The sequence below is a fragment of the Saccharopolyspora oryzae genome, from assembly GCF_027853915.1.
Taxonomy (GTDB): Bacteria; Actinomycetota; Actinomycetes; order Mycobacteriales; family Pseudonocardiaceae; genus Saccharopolyspora; species Saccharopolyspora oryzae.
Map to the genome: position 1 here is coordinate 141950 of NZ_JAQGLA010000001.1, position 19699 is coordinate 161648.

Annotated in this window: 17 protein-coding genes; 8 read left to right on the plus strand and 9 right to left on the minus strand. The window is 70.8% G+C overall.

The window, feature by feature from the left end; all coding sequences use genetic code 11:
• Positions 1-35: 35 nt before the first annotated feature.
• Entirely contained in the window at positions 36-623 is a 588-nt protein-coding gene (locus tag OU415_RS00660) for a TetR/AcrR family transcriptional regulator (protein ID WP_270946490.1), read from the minus strand.
• A 95-nt stretch (positions 624-718) separates the two neighbouring features.
• On the opposite strand from OU415_RS00660, the gene OU415_RS00665 reads away from it, so the two are divergent.
• A complete protein-coding gene (locus OU415_RS00665; protein WP_270946491.1) occupies positions 719-1981 on the plus strand; it encodes an NADH:flavin oxidoreductase/NADH oxidase family protein in 1263 nt (420 codons plus the stop codon).
• A 52-nt stretch (positions 1982-2033) separates the two neighbouring features.
• Here the strand turns inward: OU415_RS00665 and OU415_RS00670 are convergent, their stop codons facing one another.
• Positions 2034-2804 carry an acetoin reductase gene (locus OU415_RS00670; protein WP_270946492.1) on the minus strand — a complete coding sequence of 257 codons (771 nt, stop codon included), beginning with the start codon at positions 2802-2804 and terminating at the stop codon, positions 2034-2036.
• A 302-nt stretch (positions 2805-3106) separates the two neighbouring features.
• On the opposite strand from OU415_RS00670, the gene OU415_RS00675 reads away from it, so the two are divergent.
• The gene (locus OU415_RS00675) at positions 3107-3865 is read left to right on the plus strand and encodes a dienelactone hydrolase family protein (RefSeq protein ID WP_270946493.1); all 759 of its coding nucleotides are present in this window, start codon (positions 3107-3109) and stop codon (positions 3863-3865) included.
• A gap of 111 nt (positions 3866-3976) precedes the next feature.
• Here OU415_RS00675 and OU415_RS00680 read toward each other — a convergent pair whose 3' ends face one another.
• Positions 3977-4987 (minus strand): Lrp/AsnC family transcriptional regulator, encoded by a 1011-nt coding sequence (locus tag OU415_RS00680; protein WP_270946494.1) that lies wholly within the window; start codon positions 4985-4987, stop codon positions 3977-3979.
• Positions 4988-5102: 115 nt separating this feature from the next.
• Here OU415_RS00680 and OU415_RS00685 point away from each other — a divergent pair, with 115 nt between their 5' ends.
• From OU415_RS00685 to OU415_RS00700, 4 genes are all read left to right on the plus strand, one after another.
• Positions 5103-6416 (plus strand): MFS transporter, encoded by a 1314-nt coding sequence (locus OU415_RS00685; protein WP_270946495.1) that lies wholly within the window; start codon positions 5103-5105, stop codon positions 6414-6416.
• Complete coding sequence (locus OU415_RS00690; protein ID WP_408641762.1) at positions 6413-7867, plus strand: amidase; 1455 nt, start codon at positions 6413-6415, stop codon at positions 7865-7867. The genes OU415_RS00685 and OU415_RS00690 overlap by 4 nt, the downstream gene beginning before the upstream one ends.
• Before the next feature lie 459 nt (positions 7868-8326).
• On the plus strand, positions 8327-9052 hold the full coding sequence (locus tag OU415_RS00695; protein ID WP_270946497.1) for an LmeA family phospholipid-binding protein: 726 nt from the start codon (positions 8327-8329) through the stop codon (positions 9050-9052).
• Positions 9053-9122: 70 nt separating this feature from the next.
• Positions 9123-10094, plus strand: coding sequence for a mechanosensitive ion channel family protein (locus OU415_RS00700; RefSeq protein WP_270946498.1), 972 nt, complete (start codon positions 9123-9125; stop codon positions 10092-10094).
• 142 nt (positions 10095-10236) lie between these two features.
• On the opposite strand, the gene OU415_RS00705 is transcribed toward OU415_RS00700, so the two are convergent.
• Positions 10237-11205, minus strand: a complete 969-nt coding sequence (locus OU415_RS00705) for an AraC-like ligand-binding domain-containing protein (protein ID WP_270946499.1) — start codon at positions 11203-11205, stop codon at positions 10237-10239.
• A gap of 169 nt (positions 11206-11374) precedes the next feature.
• On the opposite strand from OU415_RS00705, the gene OU415_RS00710 reads away from it, so the two are divergent.
• Positions 11375-13033, plus strand: coding sequence for an amidohydrolase (locus tag OU415_RS00710; protein WP_270946500.1), 1659 nt, complete (start codon positions 11375-11377; stop codon positions 13031-13033).
• Between the two features lie 47 nt (positions 13034-13080).
• On the opposite strand, the gene OU415_RS00715 is transcribed toward OU415_RS00710, so the two are convergent.
• Positions 13081-14484, minus strand: a complete 1404-nt coding sequence (locus tag OU415_RS00715) for an aldehyde dehydrogenase family protein (RefSeq protein ID WP_270946501.1) — start codon at positions 14482-14484, stop codon at positions 13081-13083.
• A gap of 346 nt (positions 14485-14830) precedes the next feature.
• On the opposite strand from OU415_RS00715, the gene OU415_RS00720 reads away from it, so the two are divergent.
• Positions 14831-16033 (plus strand): MFS transporter, encoded by a 1203-nt coding sequence (locus tag OU415_RS00720; protein WP_270946502.1) that lies wholly within the window; start codon positions 14831-14833, stop codon positions 16031-16033.
• Here the strand turns inward: OU415_RS00720 and OU415_RS00725 are convergent.
• The 4 genes from OU415_RS00725 to OU415_RS00740 form a co-directional block, all read right to left on the minus strand.
• The gene (locus tag OU415_RS00725; RefSeq protein ID WP_270946503.1) at positions 16026-16802 is read right to left on the minus strand and encodes an SDR family NAD(P)-dependent oxidoreductase; all 777 of its coding nucleotides are present in this window, start codon (positions 16800-16802) and stop codon (positions 16026-16028) included. The two genes, OU415_RS00720 and OU415_RS00725, sit on opposite strands and share 8 nt — an antisense overlap.
• Positions 16799-18262, minus strand: coding sequence for an APC family permease (locus OU415_RS00730; RefSeq protein ID WP_270946504.1), 1464 nt, complete (start codon positions 18260-18262; stop codon positions 16799-16801). The genes OU415_RS00725 and OU415_RS00730 overlap by 4 nt, the downstream gene beginning before the upstream one ends.
• Entirely contained in the window at positions 18259-19050 is a 792-nt protein-coding gene (locus OU415_RS00735; RefSeq protein ID WP_270946505.1) for a MoaF C-terminal domain-containing protein, read from the minus strand. The genes OU415_RS00730 and OU415_RS00735 overlap by 4 nt, the downstream gene beginning before the upstream one ends.
• A gap of 119 nt (positions 19051-19169) precedes the next feature.
• Positions 19170-19688, minus strand: coding sequence for a nuclear transport factor 2 family protein (locus OU415_RS00740; RefSeq protein WP_270946506.1), 519 nt, complete (start codon positions 19686-19688; stop codon positions 19170-19172).
• Between the last annotated feature and the right edge of the window lie 11 nt (positions 19689-19699).

Genomic DNA, 19699 nt, shown 5'->3' on the forward strand with positions numbered 1-19699 from the left:
CGACGACGGCGGGGCACCCGGTCCGGCTCCAGCCGCTACGACGACGCCGGTGAAGCCTCGAGCATCGCGCGGACCGCGGCGCGGACGCGGTCGTCGACCACCTCGGGAGCAGGGACGTCGAACTTGCCGTCGATGTGCAGGAACGCCAAGCCGTGGACGAGGCCCAACGCGCCCGTCGACAACGCATCCACATCGGCCCCGGGGAACACGCTGTGGACGATGTCGTTGACGTACTTCCAGATCGCTTCGGTCGCGCGAACGCGTTCGTCACTGCTCGAATCGCACGGATCCACGAACATCACCCGGAACAAGGCCGGGTGCGCGAGCGCGAAGCGGACGTAGGCCACCGCGATCTCGGCGAAGTCGTCGGGAGTCACCGGCGACGGGTGCGCCGCGACCAGCTGCTCGGCCAGCTCGCGGTAGCCCTCCGCGGCGACCGCGGAGAGGAGCGCGTCGCGGTCCGCGTAGTGGCGGTAGGGCGCGGTGGCCGACACCCCCGCCCGCCGTGCGACCGCTCGCAGCGACAGCCCGGCATTGCCGCTCTCCTCGAGCAGCTCCCGCGCCGCGCGCAAGCACGCAGCACGCAGATCGCCGTGGTGGTACGTCGTACTCGCTTGCGACACGGATCACCCTCCCAAATGTGTGCAGTGCTCACATCCACTCGGTAATGTAAGCGCTGTACACATTCTAGCCGATCGAGATCGGGAGGTGAACGCAGATGCCGAGCGAGTTGTTCTCACCGCTGCCGCTGCGTTCCGGAGCGGTACTGGGCAACCGGATCGCGAAGGCCGCCATGGAGGAGAACCTGGCCGACGACGGCCAGCTGCCCGGCCACGAGCTGCTGGCGCTGTACCGGCGCTGGGCCGCGGGCGGGGCCGGACTGCTGATCACCGGCAACGTCATGGTCCACGCCGAAGCGCTGACCGGTCCGGCCGGGGTCGTGCTCGACGAGAACTCGCCGCTGGAGCCGTTCACCGAGTGGGCCGCGGCCGCGAAGTCCGGCGGCGGATCGGTGTGGATGCAGATCAACCACCCCGGTCGCCAGGTCGACGCCGCCATGCCCGGCGTCGTGTGGAGCCCGTCCGCGGTCGGCGTCGACCTGGGCCGGCACAGCAAGCGCTTCGGCCGCCCCGTCGCCATGTCCCCCGAGCAGATCGAGGCCACGGTGACCCGGTTCGCCGTCACGGCGGCGCGCGCCGAGCAGGCGGGCTTCGACGGCGTGGAGATCCACGCCGCGCACGGCTACCTGCTGTCGCAGTTCCTGTCTCCGCTGGTCAACCGGCGCACCGACGCCTGGGGCGGATCGCTCGAGAACCGGGCGCGCATGCTGCTGGACGTCGTCCGCGCCGTGCGCGCCGCCGTCTCGCCGACCTTCGCCGTCGCGGTCAAGCTCAACTCCGCCGACTTCCAGCGCGGCGGGTTCGACGCCGACGACGCGCGGCAGGTGATCGCCATGCTCGACGCGCTCGGCGTCGACCTGGTGGAGCTCTCCGGCGGCAGCTACGAGAGCCCCGCGATGTCCGGCCGCCCGGCCGACGAACGCACCCGGGCCCGCGAGGCCTACTTCCTGGACCTGGCTAGGGACCTCGTCCGGACCAGTCCCCTCCCCCTGATGCTCACGGGCGGCATCACCCGACGCGACACCGCCGACGAGGTCCTCGCCAGCGGCGTGGCGCTCATCGGGATGGGCACCGCCCTCGCCGTCACCCCGGACCTGCCCGAGCGCTGGCGGCAAGGACGCGAAGCCGAACAGCGGCTGCGGCCGGTGGCCTGGTCCGACAAAGCTCTCGCCGCCGCGGCCGGCATGGCGCTCGTGCGCCACCAGATGCGCCGGATCGCCGGCGGAAGGACGCCGAGGCCCAACACCCACCCCGCCTACGCCCTCGCCTGCGAACGCCGCCAGCAGCGCCAAGCGCTACGCCGCTACCGCGCCTGGCTGCCCGCGCACACCGACCTCGCAGCGAAGAAGCGGGCCGCGTAGCCGAGCGGTGCGGGTGTTCCCCGATCGCACGCGGAGCACCCGCAACGCGGGCTCAGCGGAAGACCAGGCCACCGTCGATGAGCCCGGCCTGGCCCGTCATGTAGTCGGAGTCCGGGCCCGCCAGGTAGGAGACGAAGGCCGCGACGTCCTCGGGGGTCTGGGCGCGGCCGAGCGCGATGCCGTCGACGAACTTCGCGTAGGTCTCGCCCTCGTCGGCCCCGGTCAGCTCGGCGAAGCGCTTGTCGATCTCGACCCACATGTCCGTGCCGACGACACCCGGGCAGTAGGCGTTGACCGTGATCCCCTTCGCCGCGAGCTCCTTCGCCGCGGCCTGGGTGAGGGCGCGGACCGCGAACTTCGTGGCGCTGTAGGCGCCCAGCATCGCGAACCCCTCGTGCCCGGCGATCGACGAAGCGTTGATGATCTTCCCGCGCACGCCCCGCGCCTGGAACGAGGCTGCTGCGGCCTGGATGCCCCACAGCACGCCGTTGACGTTGACTGCGAACAGCCGGTGCAGCTCGTCCGCCGACACGTCGGTCACGGGGCCCACCAGGGCGATGCCCGCGTTGTTGACGACGACGTCGAGCCCACCCAGCTCGGCCACCGCCGAGTCCACCGCCCCGAAGACCGCGTCCCGGTCCGTCACGTCGGCGGCCAGCGCCACCGCTCTGCGACCGGCCTCCCGGACCTCACCCGCGGTGCCCTCCGGCGCGGACAGATCGACCAGCGCCAGGTCGAAGCCGTCGGCCGCGAGCCTCCGTGCGATGCCCGCGCCGATCCCGCGCGCCGCTCCCGTCACCAGCGCGACACTGCTGTCAGCCATGCGTCCGCTCCCTCCCGGTCGGTCGGCAGCCCGGTCGGCCACACGCCTCCGGTATAGATGACCGGCGCCGACGACCGACAGGGTTGCACCCCGTTGCAACGGCCACCACCGGGTCGCGGGCGGACCGGACCACTCGATCAGGGCCACCGGAGCATCCACATAGGACACGCTCCGGGTCCGCCGCCGTCTCGTGGATTCCGGCGGCGTCCCGCCCAGCGACCGGAAGCCCAGTAATCTCCGGCCAGATCCGCCGCTTCGGACGCCGGATCGGACATGTCGTCGAACGAGGAGGCAGAACACCCGTGACTACCGTCAGCGGAACAACGGTGGACATCCCCACCCCGGACGGCGTCGCCGACGCCTACGTCACTCATCCGGACAGCGGCGGCCCGCACCCCGCGGTCCTGCTCTACATGGACGCCTTCGGGGTGCGACCGCACCTCAAGAAGATGGCCGACCGCCTCGCCGCCGCCGGCTACACCGTCGTGGTGCCCAACGTCGTCTACCGCGCCGGGCGCGCGCCGGTGTTCGACCTGCCGGAGTTCATCGACGTCGAGAGCCGGCCCGACCTCTTCCAGCAGATCGTCCCGGTCGTGCAGGCCCTGACCCCGGAGCTCGCCATGCGCGACGCGGGCGCCTACCTGGACTGGATCGCGAACTTCGACCAGGCCGCCGACGGCCCGGTGGGCCTCACCGGCTACTGCATGGGTGCCGCCCTCGCGCTGCGCACCGCGGGGACCTACCCGGAGCGCGTCGCCGCGGCCGGCGGTTTCCACGGCGGACGCCTGGCCACCGAAGACCCGGACAGCCCGCACCTGGTCGCCGACCGGGTCACCGCGGAGCTGTACTTCGGCCACTCCGACAACGACCACTCCCTCCCGCCGGAGCAGATCGAACGCCTGGAGAAGGCCCTCACCGACGCCGGCGTGCGCCACACCTGCGAGGTCTACCCGGGCTCCCACGGCTACACCCAAGCGGACACCGCCGCCTACCACGAGGAATCCGCGGAACGCCACTGGAAGGCCCTCCTGGACCTCTTCGCCCGAAACCTCCGCGGCTGACGCGCCTTGCGGGTCCTCAGCGTTCGCCTGGCGAGGACGGCCACGCCGCCGTGTCCAGGCGGACGCTGAGGACCGGCACCGCCATGCAAAACGAGTGCTTCAGCCAGAGATTCAGACCTGGTCGAAGTCTGGTCGAGTTTCCGGGCCTGACATGACCGAGCTTCGCTTGAGCGGGTGGATCACCAGGGAGGCTTCGATCGACTGGACGCTCGGGCCCCAGCTCCGCGAGCTGGTGAACTCGTGCAGTGCCGCCCGGTTCGGCAGGGTGACGTCGACCAGCAGCTGGTGCGGCCCTGCCACGGCGGCCGCGTAGCGCACCAGCGGGGATTCGACCAGTTCTTCCCCGACGCGGTCCACGGAATCGGGTGCGGCGCGGATCCAGCACAGCGCTTCCACCGGCAGTCCCAGCAAGGCGGGCTCGACGACCGCGCGGAAGTACAGCAGCCCTTCCTTGCGCAGGAAGTCCACCTTCCGCCGGGCCGTCGCCTCCGACACCCCGGCCAGCCGGCCCAGCTCCTCGTTCGTGCGCCGGCCGTCCTCGATCAGCGCCCGCACGATGGTGCGGCTCGCCGAGTCGAGGCGGGCCGGTTCTTCCGCCAGGTCGATCGACCGCTGCGGGCCGTCGTCGCTGAGCGCTGCGATCTCGGCGTCGCTCAGGATGCCCGGACGCCAGTCGTGCACCGTGCTGTAGTAGCGCGTGATCGGGTAAGTCAGCAGCTGCTGCAGCCCGGGGGTGCCGGGCAGTTCGTCGAGCAGCAGCGTGCTGAGCCGGTCCGGCGGGCACATCAGCTCGGCGACGCAGTCCGCGACACCGGTGGTGACGTAGGTGAACACCACTTCCGGGCGATGGGCCAGCGCGGCGGCCGCTGCCTTGACCGTCATCGGCAGGCAGCGCGCCGCCAGGATCACCGGTTCCGCGCCCACGATCCGGCTCCGGGCCGGAGTTCCCGTGATCACCACCCGACCGGCGGCGAGCAGGTGGGCGCCGCGCCGGGCCACGGTCCGCTCCTGCTCGCCGAGCGCGAACGCGATCTTGCGCCACGGCGCGCGGCCGTCGACCTGCAGCGCGGCGACGATCCGCCGGTCCAGGGCGTCAAGACCCGGTCGGCCATCTGACGACATGCGCCACAGCATCGACCGATTTCGTCATCCTGACAAGAGTCGTTGTCGACAAGCGCCAGGAACCCGATGCTTGCCGGACCTGCGTGTGACGCAGACCGCGACGAGGAGGTTCCCGGTGGCCAGGGCGGAACAGCACTCGACCATCCCCCACGCGCCCGACCGGCCGGCGCCGGACGCGACGCCGAACCGCTGGCGCGTCATCGTCGGCGCGGGCGTCGGCAACGCGCTCGAGTGGTACGACTGGACGGTCTACGCGATCTTCGCGCCGTTCTTCGCCTCCCAGTTCTTCCACGAGGACAACCCGGCGTCGGCGCTGCTGTCGACGCTCGCCGTGTTCGCGGTCGGCTTCCTGATGCGGCCGCTGGGCGGGCTGTTCTTCGGCTGGCTCGCCGACCGGCGTGGCCGCCGGTCGGCGATGGTCACCGCGATGATCATCACCGCGGTCGGCAGCCTGCTCATCGGGGTCTCGCCGACCTACCCCGCCGTGGGCGTGCTCGCGTCGGTGCTGCTCGTGCTCGCCCGGCTGGGCCAGGGCTTCGGTCTCGGCGGCGAGATCGGCGGCTCGCACGTCTACCTCGCCGAGATGGCGCCGCGCCGCCGACGCGGCCTCTGGTGCAGCAGCATGTACATCGCGATCACCTGCGGCGTGCTCGCCGCGACCCTGCTCGCCGCCGTGCTCACCACCGCGCTGGGCAAGCAGGCGATGACGGCGTGGGGCTGGCGGCTGCCGTTCCTCCTCGGCGCCGTGCTCGGCTTCTACGCGATCTTCCTGCGGCGCGGGTTGCAGGAGACCGACGCCTACGTCAAGGACAAGCAGGACACGGCCCGGACGTCGGTGCTGCGCGGCGTCTGGAGCAACCGGCGGGCGGCGTGGAAGGTGGTCGGGCTGACCATCGGCGGCACCGTCGCGTACTACACGTGGTCGGTTTCGGCCACCAGCTACGCGATCAACGCCAAGGGCATCGACGCGCAGCAAGCCCTGTGGGCGGGCGTCGCGGCGAACCTGGTCTTCATCGCCGCCCTCCCGCTGTGGGGCGCGCTGTCCGACCGGTGGGGGCGCAAGCCCAACCTGTTCCTCTTCCCGATCGCGCTCGGCGCGCTGACCTTCCCGCTGACCGGTCTGATCCAGGATTCCGCGTGGCAGCTGGCGGTTTCGATGTCCGTCGCGCTGTTCGTGCTTGGCTCGGTCACCTCCATCGCGCCCGCGTTCAACGCCGAGCTCTTCCCCACCCGGGTTCGCGCGACCGGGTTCGCGTTCCCGTACTCGCTGGCCGTCGCGGTGTTCGGCGGGACCGCACCGTACCTGCAGACGTTCTTGGCGTCCCACGGGCTCGGCTACCTGTTCACCCTGTACTCGATCGCCTTGCTGGCGATCAGCTTCCTCACCGCGTTCACGGTGAAGGAGACCAAGGGCATCGAGCTCGAATGACCTGTCCCGACGCACGAGGAAATGAGCCTGCAGTGACCAGCGAGCTATGCGATCTGACCGCCCGCGACCAGGCCGCGGCGCTGCGGCGCCGGGACGTCTCGGCGCGCGAACTCGTCGCGGCCCACCTGGACCGGATCGAGCGGACCAACGGCGAGGTCAACGCCGTCGTGACGCTGGTGCCCGAACGCGCGCTCGCGGAAGCCGACGCCGCGGACGCCCGCCTCGCCGCCGGCGAACCGGTCGGCCCGCTGCACGGCATTCCCGTGGCCCACAAGGACACCCACCGCACCGCGGGGATCCGGACCACCTTCGGCAGCCGGCTGCTCGCCGACAACGTGCCCGCCGAGGACGAACTCGTGGTGAGCCGGATGCGGACGGCCGGGGCGGTCACGCTCGGCAAGACCAACACCCCGGAGTTCGGCGCGGGCTCGCACACCTTCAACGAGGTCTTCGGCACCACCCGCAACCCCTACCACCTGGGACGCAGCGCCGGTGGGAGCAGCGGGGGCGCCGCTGCGGGCCTCGCCGCCGGCATGCACGCACTGGCCGACGGCAGCGACATGGGTGGTTCTCTGCGCAACCCGGCGGCCTTCTGCAACGTCGTCGGCCTGCGTCCCTCCCCCGGCCGCGTACCGATGCACCCGTGCGAGGCCGCGTGGGCGACGATGGCCGTGCACGGGCCGATGGGCCGCACCGTCGGCGATGTCGCGCTCCTGCTGTCCGCCATCGCGGGCCCCGACCCGCGCGACCCCATCGCGCTCGACCAGCTCGGCTCGACCTTCGCCGTCCCGCTCGACCGCGACCTGACCGGGCTGCGCGTCGCCTGGTCGCCCGACCTCGGCGGCTCCGTGCCCGTGGACCGCGAAGTCCGCGACGCGCTGGCGCCGCAGGTCAAGGTCTTCGAGGACCTGGGCTGCTCGGTTTCCGAGGACTGCCCGGACTTCTCCGGCGCCGAAGAGGTGTTCCGCACGCTGCGGGCGTGGCAGTTCGAGCTGATGCTGGGCTCGGCGCTCGACGCGCAGCCGGAGCTGTTCAAGCCGTCGCTCGCCTGGAACATCGCGGAGGGCCGCCGCCTCACCGGACGGGACCTGGCCCGGGCGGAACGGGCGCACACCGCGCTGTTCCACCGGATGCGCGAGTTCTTCGAGCGGTACGACGCGCTGCTGCTGCCGGTCAGCCAGGTCGTCCCGTTCCCGGTGGAGGCCGAATACCCGGCGGAGGTCGACGGCGTCGCGCAGGAGTCCTACTTGGACTGGATGCGCTCGGCGTACTTCGTCTCCGCGGCCGGGAATCCGGCCCTGTCCGTGCCGGGTGGCTTCACGCCGGACGGATTGCCGGTCGGGCTGCAGATCGTCGGCCCGCACCGCGCGGACCTGGAGGTGCTGCAGGTCGGCCACGCCTTCGAGCAGGCCACGCAGTTCTGGCGGACCCGGCCGACCTACCGCGGCTGACCCCCACCATTCGCCTGATTCGGCTTCTTCCTACATTTTTGGGACATTTCACATGCAGGGGTGACACACCGCACCTCCACCACGGTTGCCGGACCGCGATGGCTTCGGATTATCATTCCCGCGTCTCGCGTTCACCTCGACCAGGTGTCGCGACACGGCACGTTTGGCTACTTTGCGAGGTTCTATACGGCAGTCGTCGCACCTGTCTCGCAGATGCACGCCACCCGTAGCTCTGTCCACAAAGGACTATTCGATACCTCCGGCTCGTGCCCTGGGACATCTCAGCGCTGACCGCATCCGACTCGACCAGCGTCGAGTCCGGCCCGGCGGTCGGCGCTGCGACACCCGACCAGCCATCTCCGCTCATCGCATCGGTCCGCTGCGGACCACCACACCACCGAGGAGGCCCTCGTTGCCGCGCAACATCAACCAGACCATCGAGCCGCAGCGGGAGCCGGTGTGAAGCGGCGGGGATGGATCACCCTGGGCATCACGCTGGTCGTGCTGCTGGTGGTGCTGATCGTGGCGGACCGCATGGCGAACCGCTTCGCCGAGCAGCAGGTGGCGCAGCAGTTGCGCACCCAGCTGCACAGCGAGCAGGAGCCCGAGGTGGACATCCGCGGGTTCCCGTTCTTGACGCAGGTCCTGGAAGGCGACTTCCCCGACATCGGCGTCCGCGCCGATTCCGTCGCCCTCGGCCCGCTCCAGCAATCGGGGTTGACCGCCGACCTGCACCACGTCCGGGTCCCGCTGGACGAGCTCGTCAGCGGTTCACCGCAGCACGTGACGGCGGACCAGGTCAACGGGCACGTCCGGATCCCCGCCGCCACCGTCGGCCAGATCGCCGGCATCGACGACCTGCAGCTCGAACCGGCGCCCGGTGGTGCCATCACGATCTCGGGGAACGTGGACGTGGCGGGGTTCCCGGCCCGGGCCGCCGTCACCGCGGCGGTCGCCGCCAGGGACGACAGCATCCGGATCGAACCGCAGGCGCTGGACCTGCGCCTCAGCCGACTGCCGAACCTCCCCATCGCCCTCGACGACCAGCGCTTGCTCTCGCGCTTCGCCGTGAGCCTCGATTCGCCGGAGCTGCCGATGGGCTTCCGCCCGACCGCGGTGTCCGCCGAGCACGGCGCGCTGCTGGTCGACGCCACCGCCGACCACGTCAACCTGGGAGGTCAGTGACCTCCGGTCGCGCGGTACTGCCTCCGCGGGACGCCGAACAATTCCGACGAAATTCGTGAAAGGTCCTATCGTGCAACTGGAAGCAGGAGCGGCGACCCCAGGTGTCGACATCGCCGCGCAGGCCGAGCCGGTGGTGGACTGGTTCTCGTCGCACCTGGGCGTCTTCGTCTCGGGTCTGATCAACATCGCCATCATCCTCGTGGTGGCGTTCGTGGCCCGCGCCGTCGTGGGGCGTCTGATCGCGCAGCTGGTGAAGCGGATCGTCACTTCGCAGCAGCGGATCAACAAGGCCAAGGCCAAGGCCAACCGGGTCGTGACCAAGCCGGCCGAGGGCAACGGCGAGGAACGCCAGGCGCAGCGCGCCTACACGATCGGAGCGGTGCTGGGCAGCATCGCCTCGTTCGTGATCTTCGGCGTCGCGTTCATGATGGTCCTGGGCGAGTTCGGGATCAACATCGCGCCGGTGCTGGCCAGTGCCGGTGTGGTCGGGCTCGCGATCGGTTTCGGCGCCCAGAGCCTGGTGCAGGACTTCCTGTCCGGGCTGTTCCTGATGGTCGAGGACCAGTTCGGCGTGGGCGACGTCGTCGACGTCGGCGATGCGGTGGGCACCGTCGAGGCGATGACCATGCGCACCACCAAGATCCGCGACCTCGACGGCAACCTCTGGCACGTGCGCAACGGCGAGATCATGCGCGTGTGCAACATGAACCAGGACTGGGCCAACGCGGTGATCGAGATCCCGCTGGACTACTCGGTCGACCTCCCCGAGACCAAGCGCGTGCTGGAGTCCAGCCTGGACGAGTTCGCCCAGGACCCCGAGTTCGCGTCGCAGATCCTGGAAAAGCCCGACGTCAACGGCGTCGTCGGCATCGGCAACGGCGCCGTGACGATGCGGATGATCATCAAGACCAAGCCCGGTTCGCAGTGGGCGATCGGTCGCGCGGTGCGCGGGCACGTCAAGAACCGGCTCGACCAGGAGGGCATCCAGGTGGCCTACCCCTTGCTGCCGCACGCCGGCAGCGGAGCTACGAAGCAGGGCTGACCGCAGCGGCGGGAGACCTGACCGGCGCGTGCGGATCTCCTGGCCCTCGTCGTCGACAGGCCCCGGCACCTTCGAGAGCAGGTGCCGGCGCCTTCCGCTGCCCGAGGAGCTCCAACACGCGATCAGTGCCCCTGCCAGGTGGTCAGTGCTGCGCGGGTTGTCCGGTGAGGTGCTGGCGGTACGAGGTGGGCGATTCGCCGAACTCGGCTTTGAACAGGCGGCTGAAGTGCGCGGCGTCGGTCAGCCCCCACCGGTCGGCGATCCACGAGACCGGGCGGTCGGCGTAGAGCGGGTCGACCAGGTCGCGGCGGATGCGTTCCAGCCGGCGCGAGCGGATCCACGCGGAGACGGGCTCGCCCTCCCCGGAGAAGATCGTGTAGAGGTGCCTGGTCGAGATGTGGTTGGCACGCGCGATCGACGACGGGGTCAGCGCGGGATCCCCGAGGTGGTCGAGGATGTACTCGCGCACCTCGCGGGCGAGGCTGCGCGTCGGGTTGTTCACCGTGCCGTGCCGGCGGTACAGCTCCTGCGTCAACATCGTCACGAGCAGGTCCAGCGCCGAGCCCACCAGCCGCGAGGCGCTGGCGCCGGCCAGCTGGTCCAGGTTCCGCCCGAGTTCGACGAAGAACGGGTTGATCACCTTCCCCAGGCCCGAATCGCTCGGGAACCGGACCGCGGTGACCCGGTCGACCTCGTCCCGCGGCAGGTCCACCAGCTCGTGGGGGAACATGACGACCATCGCGCGGTTGTTCGTCGCGAACGAGAGCTCGTAGGGGTGGTGGGTGTCGTAGATGGCCAGGTCACCGGGGCGCAGCTCCGCTCGCCGGCCGTCCTGCTCCAGCACGGCCGTCCCCTGCAGCTGCAGGCTCAGCTTGTAGTACCGGCGGTCGCCGGGCCCGATGAGTTCCGGTGTCCGGCGCACGACGTGCGGCGTCGCGGCGATGTGGAACAGCGTGACGTCCCCGACGACGGTCCGGTCCAAATGGCCCCGGAAGGCGACACCGCCCGCTTCCTCGATCTCCAGGGGCACGACCGCGCTCGTGATGGCCGAACGCCACAGGTCGAGACCCGCCGGGGACCGCATGGCGTCGGCCGCAGGAAGGGCTGTCATCCCACCTCCACCGTCGGAGGGCTCCGAAATACGGCGATCCTAACCGACCATCCCCGCCGCGGGCCGATTGTCTTTTCCTGCACACCGTTTGACCGGTGGTGCCAGAATCGCGCTGAGCAGCCTCCTCGCCGACTAGCGTGAGCCGATCCCCGGACAGGAGGCCATGGAGATGAGCACTGGCAGCGCAGACCTCGTCGTGACGGGCGGTCCCGTCCACACCGGGATCCCGGGCGAGCGGGCGGAGGGATTCGCGGTCCGGAACGGGCGGATCGTCGCGGTCGGCACGGCCGGAGAGGTCGACGCCTGGTGCGGACCCGGAACGCGTCGTCTCGACCTCGCCGGACGGCTGGCCGTGCCCGGTCTCATCGACGGCCACATCCACCTCGGGATCGGCGGAACCCAGCTCGCGCTGGAGCTGCCGCTGCTGCCCACCGACGGTCCCGACGAGGTGCTGACCAAGGTCCGGGACTGGGCCGGGCGGCTCGAACCGGACGAGTGGATCGTCGGCGGCATCCTCGGCAGCGGCACCTATGCCGCGCTGAACTCGCGGGAGATGTTGCGGCGGCTCGACGAGGCCTCGCTCGGGCACCCGGTGCTGCTGCGCGACGACACGATGCACAACCGCCAGGTCAACTCCGCCGCGCTGGCGGCCATGGGCGTGGACGACACCACCCCGGATCCGCCTGGCGGGACCTACGCGCGCGACGCCGACGGCAGGTTGACCGGTGCGCTCTGGGAGCTGACCAGCACGAGGGCGGAGGAGGCAGCCAAGTCAGCCCAGCGCGATCCGCACGGGCGGCTCATGACAGCCCTGCGGGCAGCTCTCGAGCGGACCCGGCGGATCGGGTACACCTCGCTGCAGGACGCCGCGACGATGGAACACCACTTGGCCGCGCTGCAGGACCTGGAGCGGTCCGGTGACCTCCCCGCGTGGATCGTCGCCTCGATGCCGGCCCGCGACTTCCTCGAGGCAGGCGCTGTGGGAGAAGAGCTGTTCGCGCAAGCCCCGCAGTACCGGAGCGAGCAGATCCGGCCGGACTTCGTGAAGTTCGTGATCGACGGCGTACCGACGACGCGCACCACCGCCCTGCTCCACCCCTACCGGTGCCACCACGACAGCGAGGATTCCGAATTCCGCGGGACGCCGTACTGGAGCCTCGACGAGCTCACCGCCGGGCTGCGGCGCTGCGCCGAGCTCGGCCTCGGCGCGAAGATCCACGCCACCGGCGACGCATCGGTCCGCCTGGCGCTCGACGCCGCCGCGATCGTGCGGAAGGATCCCGGTCCGCAACCGATCATCCAGATCGCCCACATGTCGTTCATCGCGCCGGAGGACCTGCCGCGCTTCGCCGAACTGGACGTGTACGCCGACGCGTGCCCGTTCCTGTGGCATCCCAGCCCGCTGTTCGACGCCGTGGCGCACCAGGTGCCCACCGAGACGATGGACCGGATCTGGCCGTTCAAGGACCTGCTGGCCACCGGCGCGGTGGTCGCAGGCGGATCCGACTGGCCGGTGGGGCTCCCGGAGCTGAATCCCTGGCTGGGGATCGAAACCATGGTGACCCGCGGCGCGCCGGAGGAACAGGGCGATCCGCGCCGCATCAACCCCGAGCAGGCGATCACCCGGGAGCAGGCCGTCGCGGCGTTCACCTCCGCCTCGGCCAGAGCGCTGGGCATCGACGATCGCACGGGCGCGCTGCGGCCGGGGCTGTCCGCCGATTTCCTCGTGCTGGACCGGAACATCTTCGAGGTGCCGGCGACGGAGATCCACCGCACCGGCGTCGACGAGACGTACTTCCGGGGCGAGTGCGTCCACTCCCGCGGCTAGAACGCACGAACGCGCCCTCCCGGTGGAGGGCCCGTTCTGCGCGCGCGTCAGGAGCTGATGACCTGCGGCACCGCGACGGCCTTGAGCCCTTCCTGCCCGAACTCGAGGCCGTACCCGGATCCCTTCACACCGCCGAACGGGATCAGCGGGTGCACGTTGCCGTGCTTGTTGATCCAGATCGTGCCCGCGTGGATGCGAGCAGCGACCTCCTTCGCCCGCTCGGGATCCGCCGACCACACCGACGCGCCGAGACCGGTGTCGAGGGCGTTGGCCTGAGCGATGGCCTCGTCGAGATCCGAGTACGGCAGGATCGGCAGCGCGGGTCCGAACTGCTCCTCGACCACCAGCGCGGCGTCCGGCGCGATGTCGGTGACGAGCGTGGTCGGGTAGAAGTTGCCCGGTGCGTCGCGATCCGGGTCACCGCCCACGACGATCCGGGCGCCCGACGCCTTCGCCTTCTCCACCAGGGTGTCCACGATCTGGAACTGCTCCTTCGTGGTCAGCGGACCGAGGAGGTTGCCCTCGTCGGTGCCGGGTCCCATCGGCGTGCGCTCGACGATCGCGCGCAGCGCGGCCACCACGTCGTCGTGGATGCTCTCGTGGACGTAGAGCCGCTTCAGCGCCGCGCAGGTCTGCCCGGTGTTGATCAGCGCTCCCCAGAACAGTCGTTCGGCGATGGCCTCGGGGTCCGCGTCGGGCAGGACGATTCCCGGGTCGTTGCCGCCGAGTTCGAGGGTGAGCCGGGGCAGGTTGCGCGCGCTGGCCTCCACGATCGCCTGCCCGGTGCGGGTCGACCCGGTGAACATGAGCTTGCCGAAGGCCGGGTGCGCCGTCATCGCCGCGCCCATCTCGCGGTCCCCCGACAGCACCGTGAGGACCCCGTCCGGCAGCACCTGGTTCACGATGGCGGCGACCGCCAGCACCGACAGCGGCGTGTGCTCGGACGGCTTCATCACCACGGCGTTGCCCATCCGCAGCGCGGCCGCGAACTGCCACGAGGCGATCAGGGCCGGCCAGTTCCACGGGCCGATCGCACCGACCAGACCGGTCGCGCGGTAGGTGAGCGTGGCGGCGCCGGACTCGTCGTCGAGGACCTGCTCGGTCTCCAGCGACGTGTCCGCCGCAGCCCGCAGCCAGGCCGCCACACCGCCGGCCTCGAAGCGGCTGCCGGGGCCGTTGAGCGGTTTGCCCTGTTCCCGCGAGATCAGCTCGGCGAGCGCGGCAGCCGACTGGTCGACGGCATCGGCCGCGGCGTGCAGGAGCCGACTCCGCTCCTCGTGCCCCAGCGCTTCCCAGGCCGGTTGGGCGGCCTGGGCGGCGGCGATCGCCCGGTCGAGATCCTCGACCCCGTGCGCGGGCGCGTGCCCGATCACGGCGTCCGTCGCCGGGTCCGTGACCGGACGACCGCCATCGGCGACGACCGCGGCGAGCAACCCCTCGTAGGTCTGCATGTCCATACCTCTCTGCCGAACTCCGATGTCGGCGATTCTCCCGGCGCTCGCGGCCGTCCTGCTTGTCTCAGCGTGCACACGACCTCGGAAACCGTGCACGATTCCGACGGTCGACCGGGCCGAGCAGCCGGAATCGGCCATCGCGCGCCGGAGCGTCCATTGTCGACGCTCCGGCCCTGGGGAGACGTCGGACGCAGCAGGTTCGAGGAGGCCGAACTCCTGGCGCGACCGCGGTAGGCGGTCACCGACAACAACCGCGCGCTGTGCGACAAGGACCAGCGCGCGGTCGGTCACCACACTGGGTCCACCCGCAACGGTGCGGGCAGGTGCTCCCCTAGGAGACTTCATGGCAGACAGTGCGACCACCACGTTGTCCGGCCGGCGCGATCGCAGCGGCCACATCTACCTCTTCGTCGGCGTCTTCTCCGCGGTCCTGTACTCGGTGCTGCTGATCGCGCCCGTGATCGCGGGGCCGCTCGTGACCAAGTACGGCATCGGTCCCAGCGAGACGGGTTTGCTGTTCTCGTGCGAACTCGGCGCGTTCAGCCTGGCGACCGTACCGGCGTACTTCTGGCTCACGCGGTTCCGGCTGACAGCCTCGGTCACCGCGTGCACGCTGGTCGTGGTGGCCGGGCAGGTGGCTTCCGGGTTCGCGGCGGACTTCTGGCTGCTGCTCGTCGTGCGGATCGCCACTTCGCTGGCGGCCGGATCCATCACCGTGGTGCTGCTGTCGTTGAGCTCGCGGACCCGCAACCCCGGGCGGGCGTTCGGCATCTTCGTGGTCGCCCAGCTCGTCATGGGCGCCCTCATCCTCGCGGTGTTCCCCACCCTCTACGCCGATTCCGACGTCTCGGCCGTCTACTGGACCTTGGCCGGGCTCATGGTCCTGTGCCTGCCGTTCATCGGACTGCTGCGCGGGATCACTCTGTCCACACCGGACAGTCGTGCCCACCAGGAGCGCCGCTCCCCCGCTCGGTTCGCCGCCGGACTCGCCGCGCTCCTGCTGTTCTACTTGGCGCTGAGCGGCGTGTGGTCGTTCATGGGCCAGATCGCCACCACCGCGGGCACCGCCGCTGGACCGACAAGCATCGTGCTGTCCGCGGCAACGGTCGCGGGCATCGTCTCAGCGCTCCTCGCAACCGCGCTGGGCGAGAGCCCCCGTCGCGGGCTCTACCTCGTGCTGGGACTTTCCGGCATGGCGATCTCGGTGCTGCTGCTGCTCGGCGGCCCGGCCCTGGCGCAGTTCGCCATCGCGGCCGTGCTGTTCAAGTTCGGCTGGACGTTCGTGCTGCCGTACCTGCTGTCCAGCATCGCCGCGCTCGGCGGGGCCCACACGATGAACACGACGAACCTGATGATCGGCGGCGGGTTCGCCATCGGCCCGGTGCTGGGCGGTTTCCTGACCGAGCTCACGGGCGGGTTCTCGGCGATGCTCTGGTCTTCGGCGAGCTGCCTGGCCGTCGCCCTGTGCTTCGTCCTCGTCCTCACCAGGGGCCGGCTGGTGGAACGACCGCAAGCGCCGGCCCCGGTGAAGACGCCGATCAGCTGAAGGCCAGCGTGGGGACGTCGACGACGTGCGCGCCACCGTCCACGACGATCGTCGCTCCGTGCACGTAGGCGGCGTCGGGCCCCAGCAGGAAGGCCACGACGCCCGCGATCTCCGCAGCGTGCGCGGGGCGGCCCAGCGGCACGTCCCGGGTGACGGTGGCGTAGGCGGACTCGACGTCGGTCGCACCGCCTTCGGACACGAGCACCTGCATCTCCTCGTCGGCCATCGGGGTGCGCACCCAGCCCGGGCACACGGCGTTGGCCCGCACGCCGCGGCGGCCGTAGTCGCGCGCGACCGATCGCATCAGCCCGAGCAACGCGTGCTTGCCAACGGTGTACCCGGCGGTTTCCGGTGCCGCGCGAATCCCCGCCAGCGACGAGACGAACACGACGCTGCCGCCGGACTCCTCCAGCAGCGCGAGCGATTCCCGCACGGTCACGAACGCGGTGGTGAGGTTCGCGTCGAGGCTGGAGCGCCACGTCTCGTCGCTGGTGTCGCCCACCGTGTCGTACCCGTGCCCACCCGCGTTCGCCACCACACCGTCGAGCGAGCCGTACCGCTCGCGGACTTCAGCGACGAGGTCCCGCATGGCCGCGCCCTCGGCGGCATCCGCGGGCATCGCGACGATGCGGGGGTGCGTCGCCGCGACCTCCTCCAGCGGTTCGCGGCGGCGGCCGGAGACGATCACGTCGGCGCCGTCGCCGGCGAGCCGGGTCGCGATGGCCGCACCGATGCCGGTGCCGCCGCCCGTGACGAGATAGGTGCTCACAGAGGTGTCCTCTCCTCTTCCGCCCGCAGCGCGACCTTGTCCAGGTCCTGCTCGAGCGAGTCCCAGATGTTCTTCTTGGCCACGCGGAACACGGCGGCCACCACGATCGCGAGCACCGCGGCGACCGGCAGCAGCCACGGCAACAACGCGATCACCGGGCTGTCGCTGCCCGCGAGCTGCGGGAAGTTGGCGAACGCCAACACCGTCACGGTCCACAACCCGATGCCACCGAGCAGCGGCAGCGCGAACGTCGTGCCCCACCGGGGATCCCGCGTCCGCCGGAAGTGCACGACGATGCCGGTCGCGGCGATCGCCTGCAGCGCGATCAGCCCGAGCGTGCCGATCCCGGTGAACGAGGCGACGAGCGAGGTCACCGGATCGGCACCTGCCACGGCGTAGGCCATGGCGACCGCGCTCGCGAGCACGAGCTGAACGGTCGACGCGACGACGGGTGAACCGTTCTGCGGCCGGGTGCGTGCGAGCTGCTTCGGGAACACGCGGACCCGACCGAGCGCGTACAGGTAGCGAGCCGCGGAGTTGTGCAGCGCGAGCAGCGCGGCGAACAGGCTCACCACCAGCAGCAGCTGCATCACGCCGGTCAGCGCCGAGCCGAGGTAGTCCTCCGACACCGTGAAGACCAGGTCTCCCGCGTCCAGGTGGTCGGCCGCGATCCCGCCCGCCTCCCGGACCCCGAGCGCCGAGACGATCGCCCACGTCGTCACCGCCGCGAAAGCACCGATGAACGCGATCGCCACGTACGTCGCGCGCGGGATCGTGCGCTTCGGATCGCGGGCCTCCTCGCTGAACAGCCCGGTCGCCTCGAATCCGACGAAGGCGTTCGCAGCGAACAGAAGCCCCAGGCCGAGCGAACCGGACAGGAACACCTCGGGCTGGAACACCTCGAACGAGAAGCCGGTGCGAACGAGGATGGCGAGGTCGAGCACGAGCAGGATCGCCACCTCGCAGACGAGGGCGACGCCGAGCACCTTCGCAGAGAAATCGATCCCGGCCCTGGTCAGCAGCCACACGCCGACCACCGAGACCAGGCTCCACACCCACCACGGCGCGTGCAGGCCGAGCACGCTGCCGACGACCTCGGAGGTGAAGAACCCGCTCGTGCCGACCGCACCGGCGACGAAGCAGTTGTAGCCGACGACCGCGACGAACGCCGCGACCAGCCCGGCGGTGCGGCCGAGCCCGCGCACCACGTAGGCGTAGAAGCCGCCTGCGTTGACCAGCTTCTTCGCCATCTGCGCGTATCCGACGGCGAAGAGCAGGAACACCGCGGTGGCGATCAGGAACATCACCGGGGTGCCGCCGCCGACGCCGACCGCGATGCAGATCCCGCCGATCACGATGATCCCGGTGAGCGGTGCCACCGCGGCCAGCACCAGGAAGACGACGCCGCTGACCCCGAGCTGTCCCCGGAGCTCGGTTTCCGGGGCGGACGCGGTGGTCACGCCTGCTCCGGCCCGGACGCCGCGGGGTGGGTGGTCCGGTTGAGGATTTCGGCCCGCGCCCCGACCGGGAAGTTCACCAGCGAGGTGGTGTCGAACCCGTCGTTGCCGAAGAGCTTGCCGTCGGTCCGCATGCCGTCGAGGTCGATGAGGATCAGCCCGAGGGTGGGCACGATCTTCTCCCGCCACACGAACAACGTCAGGCCGTCCCGGATGCCGATGTGGTGGCAGCGGTCGGTGTCCGCGAGCCCCTGCTCCACGCCCTGCAAGCAGTGCCAGGTGTAGCGGTCGGGCGTGAGGTAGATGTGCTCGTAGACCTCGTTCGGCGAATAGGTGTAGCGGTTGCGCAGGCCCACGAGCGCATCCGTCGGCGCGTGCCGGGCCGCCGACGAACCGCCGATCGCGCCGTGCACGATGCGCGCGGTGACACCGGTGGGGTCGTCGCCGCGCTGCACCCGCGTGTAGGCGGACTCGGCGCGCACCTCCGGGCCGGGCAGCTCGCCTTCGACGAGCGTCACCAGCCCGGCGTCGGTGTCGAGCACGAACGTCGTCGAGGTCTCGTCGACGACGCCGTCGACGAGGTAGACGCCGCTGCGGACCGACGTGACCCGCACTGGAACGTCGGTGCGGCCATCCCACGACGCGACACCGTCGCCGATCTCGAGGCTGCGCGGCCCGTCGAGGTCGAGCGCGAAGCGCGTCCCCGAGAGGTCCTCGGTCGGTTCGAGGATGTCGGCTTCCGGCGCAAAGCCTTCGCCGAGCGCGCCGACCGGAATGAAAGCCTCGCCCATTCTTCCTCCAGGTGGAGCGGTTCGTTTCGGCAAACCCTAGGAACCACCTCGGAGACCGCCTAGGACACGCGCGCAGACTCCTTGTCGAGGACGGCGTTCCGGCCGCCCGGGTGCGGCTGCTACCGGCCGGGGTCTGCGGGGTCGATGGCTTCGGCGAGCAGATCGCGGCCCTCCGCGGTCCCGTCCAGTTGCCGGTTGATCCGGCGGACGACCCGCCAGCCCTCCGCGGTGCGCGTGAACTCCCAGCGGTTGACGCCCGTGCGCCAGATCCGGTAGCCGTCCGAGTCCGGTTCGCGCAGCACGAGCTGCGAGTAGTTGGTGACGACCGCCGAGTCCCCGTTCAGCTCGATGTGCGGGATCCCGAGCAGGTGCGCGGCACCGGAGCCGATCAGGCCCTGGTGCATCTCGCCGGTCACCATGTCGCCGATCGCGGCCTGCCCGGCGAGCGCAGCGGGAAAGGTGTCGTACACACCGTCCGCCGTCCACATCGCCGCGGTCACCTCGGCGGAACCGCTGTCCACGGCCGGACCGTAAGCGGCGACGATCTGCAGCAGGGCCAACCGGTCCTCGACTTCGGCGAGGCGATGTTCGAGAGCGGCGATCCGGTCGGCGGTGGCGCCGGTGCTCGCGTCGGTCATGCGCACTCCCC

What these genes read in the sequence shown, in the direction of transcription:
- OU415_RS00665 (WP_270946491.1), top strand. Translation starts at nt 719, where the DNA reads ATGCCGAGCGAGTTGTTCTCACCGCTGCCGCTGCGTTCCGGAGCGGTA.
- OU415_RS00670 (WP_270946492.1), bottom strand. Translation starts at nt 2,804, where the DNA reads ATGGCTGACAGCAGTGTCGCGCTGGTGACGGGAGCGGCGCGCGGGATC.
- OU415_RS00680 (WP_270946494.1), bottom strand. Translation starts at nt 4,987, where the DNA reads ATGTCGTCAGATGGCCGACCGGGTCTTGACGCCCTGGACCGGCGGATC.
- OU415_RS00690 (WP_408641762.1), top strand. Translation starts at nt 6,413, where the DNA reads ATGACCTGTCCCGACGCACGAGGAAATGAGCCTGCAGTGACCAGCGAG.
- OU415_RS00705 (WP_270946499.1), bottom strand. Translation starts at nt 11,205, where the DNA reads ATGACAGCCCTTCCTGCGGCCGACGCCATGCGGTCCCCGGCGGGTCTC.
- OU415_RS00710 (WP_270946500.1), top strand. Translation starts at nt 11,375, where the DNA reads ATGAGCACTGGCAGCGCAGACCTCGTCGTGACGGGCGGTCCCGTCCAC.
- OU415_RS00715 (WP_270946501.1), bottom strand. Translation starts at nt 14,484, where the DNA reads ATGCAGACCTACGAGGGGTTGCTCGCCGCGGTCGTCGCCGATGGCGGT.
- OU415_RS00720 (WP_270946502.1), top strand. Translation starts at nt 14,831, where the DNA reads ATGGCAGACAGTGCGACCACCACGTTGTCCGGCCGGCGCGATCGCAGC.
- OU415_RS00735 (WP_270946505.1), bottom strand. Translation starts at nt 19,050, where the DNA reads ATGGGCGAGGCTTTCATTCCGGTCGGCGCGCTCGGCGAAGGCTTTGCG.
- OU415_RS00740 (WP_270946506.1), bottom strand. Translation starts at nt 19,688, where the DNA reads ATGACCGACGCGAGCACCGGCGCCACCGCCGACCGGATCGCCGCTCTC.